General features: G+C 60.6%; 27 protein-coding genes and 1 tRNA gene. 10 read left to right on the top strand and 18 right to left on the bottom strand.

Annotated features, from left to right (window positions below):
- On the top strand, positions 1 to 570 hold a 570-nt coding region (locus XI09_RS17965), incomplete at its 5' end, for a hypothetical protein (protein ID WP_271568014.1).
- Positions 571 to 573: 3 nt separating this feature from the next.
- Here XI09_RS17965 and XI09_RS17970 read toward each other — a convergent pair.
- From XI09_RS17970 to XI09_RS17990, 5 genes are all read right to left on the bottom strand, one after another.
- Positions 574 to 858 carry a hypothetical protein gene (locus tag XI09_RS17970; protein ID WP_271568015.1) on the bottom strand — a complete coding sequence of 95 codons (285 nt, stop codon included), beginning with the start codon at positions 856 to 858 and terminating at the stop codon, positions 574 to 576.
- A 19-nt stretch (positions 859 to 877) separates the two neighbouring features.
- Positions 878 to 1024 carry a hypothetical protein gene (locus XI09_RS17975; RefSeq protein WP_271568016.1) on the bottom strand — a complete coding sequence of 49 codons (147 nt, stop codon included), beginning with the start codon at positions 1022 to 1024 and terminating at the stop codon, positions 878 to 880.
- Positions 1025 to 1195: 171 nt separating this feature from the next.
- Positions 1196 to 1672: a hypothetical protein gene (locus XI09_RS17980; RefSeq protein WP_271568017.1), complete on the bottom strand. Its 477-nt coding sequence runs from the start codon at positions 1670 to 1672 to the stop codon at positions 1196 to 1198.
- Between the two features lie 319 nt (positions 1673 to 1991).
- Positions 1992 to 2240: a hypothetical protein gene (locus XI09_RS17985; RefSeq protein WP_271568018.1), complete on the bottom strand. Its 249-nt coding sequence runs from the start codon at positions 2238 to 2240 to the stop codon at positions 1992 to 1994.
- Between the two features lies 1 nt (position 2241).
- On the bottom strand, positions 2242 to 2730 hold the full coding sequence (locus tag XI09_RS17990) for a ribbon-helix-helix domain-containing protein (protein WP_333939110.1): 489 nt from the start codon (positions 2728 to 2730) through the stop codon (positions 2242 to 2244).
- On the opposite strand from XI09_RS17990, the gene XI09_RS17995 reads away from it, so the two are divergent.
- Positions 2707 to 3237: a hypothetical protein gene (locus tag XI09_RS17995; protein ID WP_271568019.1), complete on the top strand. Its 531-nt coding sequence runs from the start codon at positions 2707 to 2709 to the stop codon at positions 3235 to 3237. The genes XI09_RS17990 and XI09_RS17995 overlap by 24 nt on opposite strands.
- The gene (locus tag XI09_RS18000) at positions 3234 to 3512 is read left to right on the top strand and encodes a hypothetical protein (protein WP_271568020.1); all 279 of its coding nucleotides are present in this window, start codon (positions 3234 to 3236) and stop codon (positions 3510 to 3512) included. The genes XI09_RS17995 and XI09_RS18000 overlap by 4 nt, the downstream gene beginning before the upstream one ends.
- A 179-nt stretch (positions 3513 to 3691) precedes the next feature.
- Here XI09_RS18000 and XI09_RS18005 read toward each other — a convergent pair whose 3' ends face one another.
- From XI09_RS18005 to XI09_RS18030, 6 genes are all read right to left on the bottom strand, one after another.
- A complete protein-coding gene (locus XI09_RS18005) occupies positions 3692 to 3901 on the bottom strand; it encodes a hypothetical protein (RefSeq protein ID WP_271568021.1) in 210 nt (69 codons plus the stop codon).
- Between the two features lie 403 nt (positions 3902 to 4304).
- Positions 4305 to 5051, bottom strand: coding sequence for a hypothetical protein (locus XI09_RS18010; protein WP_271568022.1), 747 nt, complete (start codon positions 5049 to 5051; stop codon positions 4305 to 4307).
- A 99-nt stretch (positions 5052 to 5150) separates the two neighbouring features.
- A tRNA-Pro gene (locus XI09_RS18015) sits at positions 5151 to 5227 on the bottom strand.
- 94 nt (positions 5228 to 5321) lie between these two features.
- Positions 5322 to 5807, bottom strand: a complete 486-nt coding sequence (locus XI09_RS18020) for a DUF192 domain-containing protein (protein ID WP_271568023.1) — start codon at positions 5805 to 5807, stop codon at positions 5322 to 5324.
- Positions 5808 to 5931: 124 nt separating this feature from the next.
- Positions 5932 to 6591 (bottom strand): cold-shock protein, encoded by a 660-nt coding sequence (locus XI09_RS18025; RefSeq protein ID WP_027542689.1) that lies wholly within the window; start codon positions 6589 to 6591, stop codon positions 5932 to 5934.
- Positions 6592 to 6790: 199 nt separating this feature from the next.
- On the bottom strand, positions 6791 to 7549 hold the full coding sequence (locus XI09_RS18030) for an SIR2 family NAD-dependent protein deacylase (RefSeq protein WP_271568024.1): 759 nt from the start codon (positions 7547 to 7549) through the stop codon (positions 6791 to 6793).
- Between the two features lie 301 nt (positions 7550 to 7850).
- Here XI09_RS18030 and XI09_RS18035 point away from each other — a divergent pair, with 301 nt between their 5' ends.
- Positions 7851 to 8015: a hypothetical protein gene (locus XI09_RS18035; RefSeq protein ID WP_164933808.1), complete on the top strand. Its 165-nt coding sequence runs from the start codon at positions 7851 to 7853 to the stop codon at positions 8013 to 8015.
- 68 nt (positions 8016 to 8083) lie between these two features.
- Here XI09_RS18035 and XI09_RS18040 read toward each other — a convergent pair whose 3' ends face one another.
- Positions 8084 to 8365, bottom strand: a complete 282-nt coding sequence (locus tag XI09_RS18040) for a hypothetical protein (RefSeq protein WP_271568025.1) — start codon at positions 8363 to 8365, stop codon at positions 8084 to 8086.
- A 293-nt stretch (positions 8366 to 8658) separates the two neighbouring features.
- On the opposite strand from XI09_RS18040, the gene XI09_RS18045 reads away from it, so the two are divergent.
- Together XI09_RS18045 and XI09_RS18050 are read left to right on the top strand one after the other, a co-directional pair.
- Positions 8659 to 8874 carry a hypothetical protein gene (locus XI09_RS18045; protein WP_271568026.1) on the top strand — a complete coding sequence of 72 codons (216 nt, stop codon included), beginning with the start codon at positions 8659 to 8661 and terminating at the stop codon, positions 8872 to 8874.
- A 102-nt stretch (positions 8875 to 8976) separates the two neighbouring features.
- Complete coding sequence (locus XI09_RS18050) at positions 8977 to 9102, top strand: hypothetical protein (RefSeq protein ID WP_271568027.1); 126 nt, start codon at positions 8977 to 8979, stop codon at positions 9100 to 9102.
- Here XI09_RS18050 and XI09_RS18055 read toward each other — a convergent pair.
- On the bottom strand, positions 9099 to 9311 hold the full coding sequence (locus XI09_RS18055) for a hypothetical protein (RefSeq protein ID WP_271568028.1): 213 nt from the start codon (positions 9309 to 9311) through the stop codon (positions 9099 to 9101). The genes XI09_RS18050 and XI09_RS18055 overlap by 4 nt on opposite strands.
- A gap of 524 nt (positions 9312 to 9835) precedes the next feature.
- On the opposite strand from XI09_RS18055, the gene XI09_RS18060 reads away from it, so the two are divergent.
- The gene (locus XI09_RS18060) at positions 9836 to 10318 is read left to right on the top strand and encodes a hypothetical protein (protein ID WP_271568071.1); all 483 of its coding nucleotides are present in this window, start codon (positions 9836 to 9838) and stop codon (positions 10316 to 10318) included.
- A gap of 525 nt (positions 10319 to 10843) precedes the next feature.
- On the opposite strand, the gene XI09_RS18065 is transcribed toward XI09_RS18060, so the two are convergent.
- On the bottom strand, positions 10844 to 11140 hold the full coding sequence (locus tag XI09_RS18065) for an HU family DNA-binding protein (RefSeq protein WP_027542683.1): 297 nt from the start codon (positions 11138 to 11140) through the stop codon (positions 10844 to 10846).
- Between the two features lie 274 nt (positions 11141 to 11414).
- On the bottom strand, positions 11415 to 11588 hold the full coding sequence (locus XI09_RS18070; protein ID WP_271568029.1) for a hypothetical protein: 174 nt from the start codon (positions 11586 to 11588) through the stop codon (positions 11415 to 11417).
- A gap of 80 nt (positions 11589 to 11668) precedes the next feature.
- On the opposite strand from XI09_RS18070, the gene XI09_RS18075 reads away from it, so the two are divergent.
- The 3 genes from XI09_RS18075 to XI09_RS18085 all read left to right on the top strand — a co-directional run bounded on the left by XI09_RS18075 (position 11669) and on the right by XI09_RS18085 (position 13071).
- On the top strand, positions 11669 to 11854 hold the full coding sequence (locus XI09_RS18075) for a hypothetical protein (protein ID WP_027542681.1): 186 nt from the start codon (positions 11669 to 11671) through the stop codon (positions 11852 to 11854).
- A gap of 159 nt (positions 11855 to 12013) precedes the next feature.
- A complete protein-coding gene (locus XI09_RS18080; RefSeq protein ID WP_271568030.1) occupies positions 12014 to 12316 on the top strand; it encodes a hypothetical protein in 303 nt (100 codons plus the stop codon).
- 260 nt (positions 12317 to 12576) lie between these two features.
- Positions 12577 to 13071, top strand: a complete 495-nt coding sequence (locus tag XI09_RS18085; RefSeq protein ID WP_271568031.1) for a hypothetical protein — start codon at positions 12577 to 12579, stop codon at positions 13069 to 13071.
- Positions 13072 to 13139: 68 nt separating this feature from the next.
- On the opposite strand, the gene XI09_RS18090 is transcribed toward XI09_RS18085, so the two are convergent.
- The 3 genes from XI09_RS18090 to XI09_RS18100 all read right to left on the bottom strand — a co-directional run bounded on the left by XI09_RS18090 (position 13140) and on the right by XI09_RS18100 (position 14703).
- Complete coding sequence (locus XI09_RS18090; protein WP_271568032.1) at positions 13140 to 13409, bottom strand: hypothetical protein; 270 nt, start codon at positions 13407 to 13409, stop codon at positions 13140 to 13142.
- Positions 13409 to 13609 carry a hypothetical protein gene (locus XI09_RS18095; protein ID WP_271568033.1) on the bottom strand — a complete coding sequence of 67 codons (201 nt, stop codon included), beginning with the start codon at positions 13607 to 13609 and terminating at the stop codon, positions 13409 to 13411. The genes XI09_RS18090 and XI09_RS18095 overlap by 1 nt, the downstream gene beginning before the upstream one ends.
- A gap of 119 nt (positions 13610 to 13728) precedes the next feature.
- Positions 13729 to 14703 carry a Bug family tripartite tricarboxylate transporter substrate binding protein gene (locus tag XI09_RS18100; protein ID WP_271568034.1) on the bottom strand — a complete coding sequence of 325 codons (975 nt, stop codon included), beginning with the start codon at positions 14701 to 14703 and terminating at the stop codon, positions 13729 to 13731.
- Positions 14704 to 14748 lie beyond the last annotated feature (45 nt).

Genomic DNA, 14748 nt, shown 5'->3' on the forward strand with positions numbered 1-14748 from the left:
CATCTCAAACCTCCGTCCAAGCCGGAGGCTTCTTCGCATAGCTATCCAGATCCCGAAGCAAGGGTTCCGGCTAAGCGCTTACTGACAAACCCTCCAGCCATCACCCGCAAGCCGAAGCCTATCTCTGCGAAAGTGCGGGAGGCCATCGACGCCCTGGTCGCTGGCACGGTCAAGACCGTGACCGACGCCGCGGAGCACGCCGGCCTAAGCCGGGAGCACCTATCCCGCGAGTTGTCCAAGCCTCATATCGCCGAGCACCTGCGCCAGAAGATCCAGCGTACGCTCGCAGTCGGTGCGGCTCGCGCCGGCGCAACCAAGCTCGCCTTGCTCGACAGCGCCAATGAAATGGTCCGCGACCGAGCATCGAGCTTTCTTCTGGGAGTGGCCGGATTTTCGCCTGACGCCGCAGCGGCGGGCAATCAGCGCGGCCCGCAGCAGTTGCCCGGCTTGCAAATTGTGATTGTTCAGCCGCCTGGCACCACCGTGCCGCCGCGCATCATCGAGCCGGAGCCAGCGCGGCAGATCGAGCACGGCAATTGCGCAAAGATTGTGCGAGACGCGCTCGGCTGACGGCTAACCAATGTAGCCCGCTTGCGCGGCGAATAACCAAACGGCCGCAACGAGCATCAGCGCTGTAAAGAGCTTGGGAGCCACCCAGCCGTGGTCGGGAAAGCCTCCCTGGCCTCGAGCCCTCAATCTTAATGCGATGATACCGATATTGCTGATCAGCGCCACCACTCCAAGCGCGAGCGCGAGGGTAGTAAGCCCAGCAGCAAAGCAGAAAACCGAAATTATCCCTAGAACCCAATCCATCCGAGATGAACAGCAGGTGGGAACCAAGGTTCCGAAGAGATGCATGTTTTTCCTGCTTGCCGTACTATCCGCACGGCGAGAATGCAGCCCAGTAGGCACAGACCGTCAGGACGGCGCCGATGAGCATCCCGAATAGGAATTGGTCGTTGCCGCCGATCTTCGGATCGAGCCCGGCCAGTTCAGTCAATCGCTGCTTAATGCGCGCCCGCACTTCAGTCCCCCATGCCGGGGGACGAGTCTAGCCGCGCAGGGAATCAAGCCGCAATTGCTGAACGCGCGTCTGCGCGACGTGTGGACTGATCAGCGTAAGTCGTTGATGGGACTCGGCTTGCGAATCTGGCGCGTACGCTGGCCCTGGCTACTGCAACAATTCGTGAATCGTTCAGCGATAGCTCAGGTCGCGAACAATCTCGCTCAGATAGCTGGTCTTGGCGCCAAGTATCCTTTGGAAGTTCATGCTAAATCGATGATCGCGAGCGATATTGAGATCGCTGCCTCCGGCAGTTGCGAACGTTTTTGCGATGTCATCTGAAAATCTCTCAGAAAGAAACTTCGCAACACCATTGTGCCAGCTTTCGATCCGGTCGGCCGGCATATCGCTGTAGTGCGCGCTTATCGTGTTAGCCTCGGTTAAGAACCGCTCAATCTCTGTCCTTGCTGCCCGCTGAAACAAATCGCTCGGCTGACTGGCAATACGCCTCTTCGCACTTTCAAGTTCAGACTTCAGGTTTGAAAGCCTTGTGCTGTAGACAAGTTTGCATGCTCCGAATGCCGCGCTGAAGCTGAGGACAACAAGCGTAGCGAATGTCCAGCGGGCTGCGGACAGTGCGGCCCAGTTCTCATTCAAGAATTCCACCATGCTCGTCACCGCGGGCGAATTTGTCGAATGGAATATTCGCTGAGTTCCACAATGCACGGGTCGTGCGTACCACAGCGAGGTGGATCACGCGGGAGCGCGCGAGCGAGCTCTACAACCGAATGCCATGTCATAAACTGTAGAGCGACCAACAACAGGAAAAGGATCAAGAGAAGATTGCCCCTGAGCCAGCGTAGAAGGTCACAAACTGCGTCTTGGGCCTCTGGCTTGAATGGCATGATGTTTCCTCCCCAGCATCCGAATAAGCCAATCGCAACCGGAGGGCGAGCGCAAGGGGAGCCCGGCCGGCCCAGCCCGCTGCTCAAAACCCGTTTCTGGCGCGTCGCTTCCGTTCTGTTCTCTCGGCCAGATTGAGGTATACGGCTGCGCCACCTATCGCCGCGAAGGCGGCGCCGAGGAGGTTCATGAAAAACCCAGTCGAGCCGATTGCGACGCAAAAGCCTATTGCCATGAGAACCGCGCTAACGGCCAGCAGCACATTGCTAGATCGACGTTCCATCGGAAAGCCACCCTTCAGCCCGAGCTCGACCAGCCCGCGGCGCCCCATCAATTCATTTTCGATTTGGCCGATCGCGTCGGACGCTCTGGAATTCCTCGGGCCCTTTGACAAGCCGCCGTTTACGGCTGGCTTGGTCGCTTGAGGTGGCTGCGGGATCGGTCAGCTTGTCGATCGTCTTGCCCGCGAGTTCCTTAGCACGGTCCGCCGAGCCCTTGGCGGTGGACGTAACCGTGATGGCGGGAGCGGCTTTGCCCAAGCCAAGCTCGACAAGCCGGCGGATGGCTTCGGAGCGCGTCGTCCCGTCGGTCAAGGCGCGCGCGTCAATCGCTGCAATCATAGCTTCTGGCAGTCGAATATGGACGCCAGGGTCTCGCCCGCCAGAAGGAGGCCGGCCTCGCTTTTTTGGTGCTACCTTAATTGACTTCTTCATAATTGCGGTGCTACCATAAAAACAGGCCAAGGGGAAGGTATCAGCTCCCACCTCGGCCCTAACCTCGATCACAGAAGGGTATTCAAGATGACCAAGGCTGACAGCGTGCATAGCACGCCACCCCTAAACACGTCTGCAAGCAACATCATTGATCTGGACGCCGCCCGAGCCATGGCGCCGCCGGCCGTTGCCCTGTCTCCGAGCAATGTTGCCGAGGTAACGGCGCTTCCTGTGTCCCCAAAATCCGAGGAAGACCTTGACCGCGAATCCCAGATCATGCGCGCGGCCGTGACCTATACCGCGCTCAACGGCTCATTGAATGGTGCCTGGGTCGCGGAGCACACCGGCAATTCCACCGTCGTAGATATTGTCAACAACGGGGTGTGGGAGCGGCGGAACTCCGTGCTGCGCAGGATCACACGCCTGATGCGCAAGGCTAAGACGATCCGAACTGTTGAGCTTTGGTCGCTCGTGAGTCTCGCCGAAGTCGTGATGGATCAGGAGCAGAACGGCAGCGGCGACTCTGGCCGCAATCTCGAAGATTTCGAGATCCAGTTCCTGCGATCCCTGTTCGAACTGATTGCGCGCCACTGCCAGCGCCAGGAGCGATCAGCATGAGCAACGTGATTGATCTGGTGCCCGACGGTGCGAGGGCCGAACGCGACCGTCTGGACGCCGGTGCCTACCATCAATTGGAAGGCGACCTGCGCGATTTGGTCAACATGGGTCGGATCGCGGCAGATCTCGCCCACGACGCAGACGGCGAGCCGCCAGTCTGTGAGAAGAGAAACCTAGCCCTGTTTGCCGTCTACCATCTGAGGGAGATGCTCCTTCGATTTGAGATGAAGTACGACGACGGCGACTGGCGCGTCGGAGGCACCGCCGGCGGCTGAGGCACAATCTGCCGTTTAGATAGGCTCGCGGGTTCGTCTGAGCTCACATACACTTCAATCTGCGGCCGGCACCCCCGATCGCAATCTACAGTCCAAATAAACTTCCCGCCGGCTCACAAGGCTGGCGGGTTTTTTCTTCGAACCTGGGAGATTTACGGGGGGGCGGCTCGCCGCGCCGCTCAAGAGTCAAACGGGTCGGGCGCAAGCTTTTCCGCCTCTTGTACGATCGATCGGCCAACGGTCAATGCAATGCTCCTTGGCATCGACAATCGGATCGGCCCAGATAGCGTTTTGATCTCGACCAGCATCACGTCCGGTCTGCCGTGCGGAATGATAATGCGCAGGCCCGAGACGCCGCGCCATTCGGGCGGGAGTTCTTCGTCGGTCATGATACCTCCCGGCGTGACCGTCGGTTTATATCATAGCGCCGGTTCACGCTGGCGGGCCTTTTCTTTCCTCGGGCCCCCTCCCGACTGCATGTTTCGGCGTTCACAAGCTTCGCAGGCCGCGCAACACGTGGTTCGACAGTTGCCGCGATCGTCGTGGTGATTGATTTCTGTCTTTCCATGCCCCCTTAGAGGTGGCCTCTCTCGTTCACATCAGGAGGTCAAATGAAACCTAATCAGGCGGGCCAAGAGGTGATCGACGCCATTGTCGCAAAATGTAAGGCCGAGCAGCAGCTGCGCGAGGCAGAGGCTCGACTAAGAAAGGCCCTTAGCAAGCCAAAATCCATCCCGCTTAAGAGGCGCATCTAGACTGAGGAATGGCGCGGGGCTTCGGTCCCGCGCTCTCTCACGAATTCCTTGCGGCTACCTCCGCGGCTTGCATCAAGGCAATCTTCCTCTTCAGCAAATCGCCGTATTCCCGATCTGGACTGAAGAAATTGCTCGCTCCGGAGAGTTCGTCCGTCTTGCGATCTAAGGCATCGCAGACTTGGATAAGCTCATCCACCAGCAATGGGAACGTTGCCCGGGGCAGCTTCGACGCAACCCAATCAGTGACAGGTATATCCTTCTTAGCTGCCCGTTTACGTTCGTACTCGAGCTGAGAAGGTTTCATCCTTGAGATCCCGGCCTCGGCCAGCATTTTGTAATCGGGCTCCTGCGGAATCCGAAAACGGCGATTGGTCGGGCGATTGTCGAAATCAAAATCGGCCGGGTAAGACGCATCCGGCACGAACACGATTCGGGTCTCCCGCTGCGGCTTAGGTGTGATATCGATTAGGGCCCCATCCTGCGAGATCCACACCGCGTGAAATTCAGCGGTGAGAAAGATTTTGGGCCACTCCCAAATGGTCCAGCCGAATCGAATTCCGCCGCCGTCGTTCTTTACTTTTTCGAGAACGCCGTCGGAGCACCATCCAAACAGCCCATACTGATCCTGCCTGACTGGCACAAACTGAGGTGCTCCACCGAGTGAAGAGGCGAACCTCTCGACCACTTCGGTAATTGCCTCAGGCGTCGTCTCGTCCGATTCTCCAACCGACCCCTTGAAGTGCTCCTGGGCGAGCTTCTTCTTATCCTCGAACGTGTCAGTCACCTATTCATTCCCGCGACAAATTGTCTTCCCATGGCCTTCCCAATCGGAAAAACTGGGAAGTCAGAGCTCTAAAATACCAAGCTAAGTGGTTGATTTTGTTGGTCGGGGCAGCTGGATTCGAACCAACGACCTGCAGTACCCAAAACTGCCGCGCTACCAGGCTGCGCTATACCCCGAATGTCCGGCGAGCCCTGTCGATACACGCTTCCCAAAGCGCCAGCAAGCTCCCTAAAGGCGCCAGCAAGGCTGGAAAGTCCCCGCCGGATGGCTCTATTTGCTGCCGAATAGCGGGTGGCCGACGCGGTCGCCGGGGCGGATGCCGTATTTCTGCGCCGTTCCCGCCACCACCTCGAGAACGGCCCGCGCAGGGCCCCGGGACGAGATGATCTTGGTCGACAGCGGCTCGGTATTCTCGGCAATGCGCAGGATGCGGCCGTCGGCGCGGATGAAGATCATGTCGAGCGAGACATAGGTGTTCTTCATCCACATCGACACTTCCTGCTCGGGATTGAAGTCGAACAGCATGCCTTTGCCGTCGGCCAGCTCCTTGCGGTACATCAGGCCGGTCTGCTTCTCCTGCTCGGTCGTGGCCACTTCAACCGAGAACACCTGCACACCGCTTTTGGTGACGATCTCGAGCGGCTGGAAGCTCGCGGCGCGGACGGATCCGGCCGCCACGGCAACGCTGACGACGACCAGGATGACGGCAAGCCAGCCGCGCGCAACGGACCAGACAGCCTTTCGATCAAACTTCATGGGATGGCACTCAGGGCGTGGGAACGGAACAGTCCTACGCGGCGACCGCCCGAAAAGCCAGAGGCGCGCCGGTCAACCGGCGCGCCTCTGCTCACGATTACGGGAATTGGCGATCCTGCCGCCGCTAGTGCGATTGCAGTCCAGGCGATCCGGTCTCGGGATGGATCTCGGCCGCCATCATGCCCTTGGAGCCGGGCCCGAAGCGAACCAGGACATATTGGCCGGGGCGCAATTCGGTCATGCCAAAGCGGCGCAGCGTCTCCATGTGCACAAAAATGTCGGGCGTGCCCTCGCCGCAGGTCAGGAAGCCGAAGCCGCGCAGCCGGTTGAACCATTTGACCTGGGCCCGCTCCAGCCCGCTGGTCGGGGTGACGGTGACGTGGGTGCGCGGCGGCAGCATCTGCGCCGGATGGATCGCGGTCGACTCGTCCATCGAGACCACGCGGAACGCCTGGTAACCCTTGGCGCGCTGGATGCATTCGACGACGATGCGCGCGCCCTCATAGGCGGTCTGGAAGCCGTCGCGCCTGAGCACGGTGACGTGCAGGAGCACATCCGGCCAGCCATTGTCGGGAACGATGAAGCCGTAACCCTTGGAGGCGTCGAACCATTTGATGACGCCGTGGACTTCAACGAGGTTGGCGCTGGCTTCGCCAAGGCCGGTGAACGGGCTGAGCCCGCTCTCGCGGCCGCTACCGTGCTCGCCCGGCGTCATGCGCCCCGGCGAAGTGCCCTGTCCGGGAACTCCAAGCTTTTTGGACTCAAATCCGTCCGACGACCCCATAACCCCGGACCCCACACATGCCATGCAACCCGCCACAGTGGCGGCGCTCGAATCACGCGTCTTAAGAGAATGTTCTCAATTCGACGCGACGCGAATCTTTCGACTCAAAAGATAACACTCCCGGTTGCGGCGCATAGACAAAAAAGAGATTCGCCGGAACCTATGAACAGCTTGCACAGCCGCGAATCAAACTAACGCCTCAATTGCCGACAAAGGGTCCGAGCGTTTCGCCGATGTCGTGGCGGATGACGAGGTCGGCGATGTCGTCCTGCTCGGTCGGCTCGCGATTGATGATCACCAAACGTGCACCCGCGTTCTTCGCCATCATCGGAAAGCCCGCCGCCGGCCACACCACGAGCGAGGAACCGATCGCGATGAAGAGGTCGCAGGCGCGCGACAGCGCGGTTGCGCGCTGCATCTCCTCGTCCGGCATCATCTGGCCGAACGAGATCGTGGCGGTCTTCACCGGCTCGCCGCACACGGTGCAGTCGGGGGCGCCGTCCTCAATGAAACGGCGCTTCACCCAGTCGAGCTGATAGGCCTGCCCGCATCCGATGCATCGCGCATAAGTAGTATTTCCGTGAAGTTCAATCACGTGCTCGCTGGCGAAGCCCGAGGCCTGGTGCAGATTGTCGATGTTCTGGGTGATGACCGCCGGGATCTTGCCGGCGCGGTAGAGCGAAGCGAGCGCGCGATGGCCGCGGCCGGGCCTTGCCGCCGCAAAGACCTCCTCCATCGCGAAGCGTCGGCGCCAGGATTCGTCGCGGGCTTCCCGGCTCGCGACGAATTCGCCGAACTCTATCGGACGATAGCGCGTCCAAATTCCGCCCGGCGAGCGGAAGTCGGGGATGCCGCATTCGGTCGAGATGCCGGCACCGGTGAACGGCACGATGGTCTTCGCCTCGGCGATCATGTCGCCGAGACGTTCAACGCCGCTGCGAAGATCCGATGCAATCAATCGCACGCCTCCCGCTTTGCTCTTGCGCTAGCTGCAGGACGCACAAGCGGCAAGATTGTTGACGCTGTTATCAACTGCGAACGCAATGCACTCGGCAATTTTTTCCGCCCTATCGCATATCACAATCCTGCAATGCCTCCTCCCCATTGACGCCCCAATCAGAAGCGCCAATGTGTTGAATGCGACTCAAGGCCCGGTGCGGCGGCAGCGCTTGAGCACACTCGTGAACACAGCCCAGTAAACACAACCCAGTAAACACAGCTCAAGTAACATCGTCCAAGTGTGAACAGAGGGGATGGACATGACCGAAGACGAACAACGCAAGATCCGTGAACGCGAAGAGATCGCCGCCCGTGTCGCCGCCTTCCGTGCCACCCAGGAGAAGTTCAAGCGCGAGCGCGAAGAGTATTTCGTGTCGACGCTTGAGAACGCACGCAAGGTCGAGCGACCCTCGCTCTGGCCGTAGCACGCGCCTGATCGCCACGCATGAAAAAAGCCCGGAGCATCGCTCCGGGCTTTTCATTGACCCCGCCGTTACCAGTGGCGGTAATAGTGGCGGCGATAATACGGTCCGTCGCCATAATAGGCGTACGGGCCAGGTCCGTAATAGTAGCCCGGGCTGTCATAATAGCCGTAGCCCGGACCGTAATAGCCATAGGGATGGGACGCGGCGATCGCGCCCGCGGTGATCGCGCCGGCGGCAAGCCCGAACGCGAGGCCCGGGCCGATGCCGCGACCGCGCGCCTCGGCAGGCGCCGCCACCGCGGTCACGCCGACGGCTGCAACGGTGGCCAGAACTGCCAGTGTCTTCTTCATGAGCTCCTCCTTCGCGTCTGGGGGTGACAACGCGGGTGCCGTTTGATGGTTGCGCGCGGTGCGGAACCGGAGCCGGGTCAAAAAAACTCGATGCGAGCCGGAACGAAATCGCCGCACATCGGTTGGACCTGCAAGTGCGAAGCCTCCGCTATCCGGTGAAGGCCCAGCACGAAAGCCCCGTCAGTATCCTCCGCGATGCTGGCGGGGTTTTTAGTTCCACGGGAGCAAATGGCAGCAGAGAAAAAAACAGCTGCCGGCGGGGCGGAGCGCCGAGGAGGAAAGGGATATCCGCTTTGCTGGCTCGGATCCGCCGGCTCGTTCCCAGGTCCGGCGATCAGCATTACGACGAGATCGTCCGCAATTTCGGTGTCGGCACGCTGCGCCCGCCGCCGACGCCGATGAGCGACGGCGAGCTGGCGCGGACCATTGCCGGGTTCCTTAGGGAACAGCCCTCCTCCAAGTCCGTCGCGACCCTCGGTCGGCGGCTCGACCCCTCCTCCCGACTTTAGGGCGGACTTCCTTTTGGCTTTCAGGCGTATCTCTTTTCCACGAGCCGGGAACAAGCGCCGCGCGCGCAAGTTGAGGTTGTCTTCACGCAAGTGAGGTCCGACATGCCCGTGTGGCTTGAAGTCTTGCTCAACCTGTCCGGCTATGCCGGCTTCGTCGCGCTCGCGAGCCGCGGCACCGCGTGCCCGCGCGCGGCCGCCGACGACCGGATCGGTGGTGACGAGCGCTAATTGGTGTGCGGCGCCTGGCCTGCCGTGCGCACCAGCCGGTCGGCCTTGACCGCGACGCGCGTGTCCTCGAGCTGCGGCCGCAGCGAAAAACTGATCACCACGAAAGCGAGGCAGAACAGCGTGCCGACGATGGCGACGCGCCTGTAGGTGTGCCGGTCGCCTTGATAAAAGGACGGCTCTGAAAAAGGTGTCTCTGAAAAAGGTGTCATGGCAAAATGGCTTCTTGGCAAAGTCGTTTCGTGTCCTTGCCAGACACCTACTCCAACCCGCGGCAAGCGCAACGCGATTGGGCTTTTAACCTAACCGAATAGGGTTATCGCTTCCCGCGCAAGCTTTCGTTAGGAGTTGGCGCAGCGCCTTTTGAACCTTGGCGAGCCGCTTCAGGCGTCGCGCGAACGCCAAGGCCGGCCCGCCATCCGCCGACCGGCTTTGTTCCAGCTTCGCCTGCATTTCGTTCTCGAAGAACGAATCGGAATCGAAGAAATCGGCGCGGAGCAACTCTTAACAAGCGGTGTGGAATAGTCCCGTCATGTCGTTTCAGTCGACATCGATCGCGGCGGCGGCACCGATGGCACCGATGGCGTGCCGCTGCGCGGCGCGGCCTTGCATATGACCTTGCGTGCCTGTCGGACCAGAACGCTGTTGCGATCCCGGCGAACATCTCGATCAGCCAGCACGCATCCATGTCGCGCTCCCGTCGCGAATGTCCTGCGCGGCAGACGAGAGCGTCACTGTGCGACGCCTCACGCTGTCTCGTTCTGACACGCGCGTTCGCATCGACGTCGAGGAGCGCAACTTGTTCTGCATCCGACTCCATTTCGTTCTCGAAGAACGAATCGGAGTCGAGAAAATCAGCGCGGAGCGATTCCTAACGATCGATGAAGCGGTGTGCCGTCGCGTCGTCGTCGGCAGAAATCTTCGCCGGCAGAAATCTTGGGCGCCGAAGGCGCCGAAATTTCGAGACCACCGCAAGCACGATGACGATCTCGTGCTCCATCGCGGCCGACGTCCGGCCGAAGGCTCATCAAGCCGCGCGCTTCTCTTTGCGCTTCTCGGAGAAGCATTCGAGGATCTGGATGCGGAGCTCTTCTGCCGCCGGGCCCTCGACCTTCCTGAGCTGATTCCAGAGCCTGATCACTTCGCGCTGTTTTTCGACGGTCATGAGTCACCTCCCAAAGGATTCCAAAAGACGATTCCAAAAGATGATGGCTCATAGGAACAAAATGAGAACAAAAAGTCCAGCCTCCTCGCGCGCGATTTCCATGCCCATCGTCTTGAACCTTTTGGGCGCTGCGCGGACCCATGAAGGCTGGGGATTTCAGCGCCCAGTCATACGGCAGTGCCGCCTGACGAACATACTCCGTCACCGCGGCGCTGTTGCTTTTTGGAGTTTCAACCCTAGGTTTGAGATACGGCTGACGGCCAGGCGCTGAAATCCCATCGCCGTCAGTTTGGAAAGCCCCGCGCGAAAGCGCGGGGTTTTTCTCTATCTCTTCTTCAGGGGCTGAACCTTTTGCGAGGTTCGCGCGTCTCATTCCTGAAGCTTCCCCCAGGCTTCACCCCCATCAGAAAACCCCGCTCCCCCCAGGCGGGGTTTTCGCTTTGGCGGACATCGCGCCGCCCAAGAAAAAACAACAAGCAAAAAACAACGAGACAAAACTAAAGAGACAAAAACCAAGAGCCCCGTTCCGACGCCATCGGAACGGGGCTCCAGGCACGCAGGCGGCGCGCGATGGCCGGATCAGACAGCGTCCTTGGCGACCTTCAGCGGCGAGGCCTTCACCGACTTGCTGGCGGGCTTGGCCGCGAACTGCATCGGCTCCTTGGTGAAGGGATTGACGCCCATGCGGGCTTCGGTCGCCGGCTTGTTCACGACCGACATCTTCACGAAACCGGGAATGACGAACTCGCCGGATTCGTTGAGCTCCTTGTAGCCGACCGTCGCCATGTACTCGATGACCGACTTCACGTCGTTCTTCGCAAGCTGCGTGCCCTCGGCAATCGCATCGATCAATTGAGTCTTGGTCATCTTCGCCATGTCAAACGTCCTTCTGAATGGGGTGCGCGCGCGCTTTGAGGGTACCGTGCCGGGCACGCGACAAAGCCGCGCAGCGCGCTTTGTGTTCATGCCAGCGGTCAGGAAGTCACCGGGCTTAGAACCCATCGGGGCCGAAAACGCAAGCCGCAGTTTGACGCGAGTTCCGTCTGTTTCGGCGGGATAACAGCGCCTGCATCGACACGCGCCGAATCGAATTCAGCAATGACCGTAGAGGGTTCTGCCGGTTCGCCGCGAGGCAGCAGTGATGCCCGCATCACCCGAAGTCACGAAAGCCCCACGCCAGGATTGCAAACATCAGGACAACAATGCCGGCCGAGCCAACGACAACAATGAGTGCGACCCTGGCACCGGAGAGGCCTGCCTGTCTTGCCCTGACGGCGGCATAAAACAGCAAGACGAACAGCAGCGGGCCGATGAACAGCAGCATTGCCTGCTCCCTGAGACGCGGAAAGATAGACGATCCTAAGGCGGGTTCTCTTTCGAGAGCATTTGCTGCATAGTGCGGCCATGGCCAAAACAAAAGTGACGTTTAGAGCGGTCCGGATCGCCGATGGCGACTGGAAGATACTGGCGGACTATCCCGACCACGAACAGCGCGAAATCACCGGATTCACCAGCAAGGCGGATGCCGACGACTGGATCAACGGCGATCGCAAGATCGCGTGGCTCCGTTCCCAGGGCTACGCCAAGTGACGTAGCTTTCGCGCGCAACAACGGCGCTCACGGGCGGTCGCAAGATACCTCATCAAGACACCCCACCGCGAAACCTGTGGCTCGGACCCTCGTTGTTGACACTTCAGTAACCCAACGCATCCAAGCTCTCTTGGTATCGTTGCGTTGGAGTATCCCACAGTGCTGGATTTTCACGAGCTGCGTGAACTCGCGGCCGATGTTCGCGTGTTTGTCGACGTCGCCGAAGACAAGGCCGAGGCGCTCAAAGCCGTCATCGCGGCCTATGACGTCGTGTTGGCAATCTTCCCGTCCGAAGAGGGCATGGGCCTCCATGTCATCAAGGGCAAGGAGATCCTGGACACGATCGCAAGATCGCGGACCCATGCGATCTACAGCCACACGGCGATTGCGGTCCCTGACCTGCAGCATGCACAAGCGCTCAAGTACCTGACGGTGCCTGTCGAGCAACGGATTGCAGCCTAGGACGGTGATCTCGTGTCCCGGACGCGCTGCAGCGTGCAACGCTGCTGCTCAGAGCCGGGACCCAGCAAGCCACACACTGCATAGCCGATAGATGGGCCCCGGCTCTGCAGCGCACCGCGGAAGACGCGCTGCGCTGCGTCCGGGGCAATAGTGCACAGCGTGACGCACTGTCGCCGCACAGCTCCCTTGGCGATGACACCAAGCCTGACTGGCAGGATGCTCCGGCTGTTGTATGGTCGGTCGCTTCTCGCGAGGGGCTGATGAAAATTGCCATTGTTATCGCCGGCTTGATCGTTGTTGCCGTTGCCGCCCTCGTGGCGATCCAGCCAGGTTTTTTGAAGCCTGCGTCGCTGGCCCTCGTGAAGAAGTCCGACATCCTCGGCTTTTCGCCCGGGATGACATTCGAGGAGACAAACAAGGTCGTCACGCAACGTCGCTACCGCTGCCGCCAGCTTCGCGAGTCCTACACCCTCGAATGCGCCGTCGACGGCGCCAAGCTCACGATTGACAGCGACGATGCTGACGCCAGGCATCCCATCTGGCGCGTCAATGCAGAGCTGAGCAGTCCGGGCCCGCAAGACGCCGCCGTCAAATCGATCTCCGACCAGTTCAACGCCCAGCCGACCAAAGACGTCCGCGAGGGATGGATATGGATCGTCGGCCGTGGGCTGAAGCTGAGCTATGACGGCAGCGCGTTGAAGCTGGTGAACGAGGCCGAGGAGACCCGACGCGGCAAGGAAGGATCAAAGCGCTAGGGAGCGTGACGCCGAAATTCCGGGTACGCCCTGGTCGCGAAGTGACATCCAAAGGGTAACCGCGCTTCTCAAGCCTTCGGCTGAGTTAGCAACTTGAGAACGCTGAGAATGGCGAAAGCACCCAGACCGTAGGTGAGTGCATTCACGACCCAGAAAATAGCAATCCCTGCAAAGGCTGAGCCTCCGACCGCTCCCCAGAACAAATACGCTGCGGTGACGCCAGGCCACTCCAGCGAAAGAAAAGCGTAGTCGGTCAGCGGCTCCATGGCGAGGAGCACAGAGGAGATGAGCGCCCCGATTGCCAATGCGATGATGAGATTTGCCTTCACGGAGGGCATCAAAACCCCAGCAGCCCGGCGAAAACTGGAATTAGGAAATAGGCAGCGAGCCCGAGAAGGCCGCCCACGATAAAGCGTGCAGCGCGGCCGTGAATCTTCGTATCGAGCCACGCACAAATAGCCACCGCAGCCTGTCTCAGCCAGCTACCGACGAGGCTTTTGACGAGATCAACCAGGAGTTCTGCAAGGATCGCGGCCATGGGGTTTAGTCGCCCCGCCTCCGGCGGGGTTCAACTGCCGGTCCGCGGTTGGCGCGGCAGCGTCAATAAGTGCACTGTCACCGAAAGCCTAGACTTGCCCGATCACGCGTGCGCCGCTGTCATTCGGCCTTGATGTTGGCATCCTTGATGATTTGCTGATACTTCGCCGTCTCGTCCTTGATGTAGCCGGCGAAATAATCCGGCGTGGAGCCGAGCGGTTCGAATCCGAGCAGCGCGAAGCGTTCCCTCACCTCCGGCCGCTGCACGATCCTGGCGACCTCAGCTTGAATGGTCGCGACCAGGTCAGCGGGCAAGCCCTTGGGGCCCCACAGGCCGTACCAGGAGCCGAACTCGAAGCCTTTCATGCCGGACTCGGCCACGGTCGGAATCTCCGGAGCGATGTCGACGCGCTTGGTGCTGGTGATGGCCAGCGCCTTGATGCTCCCGGCTTTCGCCAGCGGCAGCGAGGACAGGATCGGATCGGCGATCAACTGCACCTGGCCGCTCATCAGGTCCGTCAGTGCCGGGCTTGCGCCCTTGTAGGGCACCACCAGGGTGTCGACACCGGCATCGCGCTTGAGCAGTTCGATCGCCATGTGCCCGGCCGAGCCGAAGCCCGATGTCGCGAAGGTGTATTTGTTCGGATCCTTGCGAACCAGGTCGAAGAATTCCTTGAGAGTTTTGGCGGGCGTCTGCGCCGTGGTGCTGACGATCAGCGGTCCGCTGGCCGCCAGCGAAATCGGCGTGAAGTCGGTGACCACGTCGTAGGGAACGGCCTTGTGCAGGAACGGCGTCACCACATGGATCGACGCGGTCAGCATCAGCGTGTAGCCATCCGGTGCGGCCTTGGCGACATAGTTCGCGCCGACGATGCCGCCAGCACCACCGGCGCGGTTCTCGACGATGAAGCTCTGCCCGAACTGTTCGCTCAGCTTTTGCGCAAGAAGCCGCGCGACGCCGTCGACGGATCCCCCGGCCGGATAAGGCACCACGATGGTCACCACGCGGCTCGGATAGGTCTCGGCGTCGACCGGCGCCGCGGCAAGCCCGAACAGGGCCGTGCCCAGCAGGGCTAGGACATGACGTCGTGTCATCGAGGATCCTCTCAAACATTGCGTTGGAAGATGCCCCAGGTCGCT

Origin of the sequence: Bradyrhizobium sp. CCBAU 11386 (assembly GCF_028128955.1) — a bacterium.
Lineage (GTDB): Bacteria > Pseudomonadota > Alphaproteobacteria > Rhizobiales > Xanthobacteraceae > Bradyrhizobium.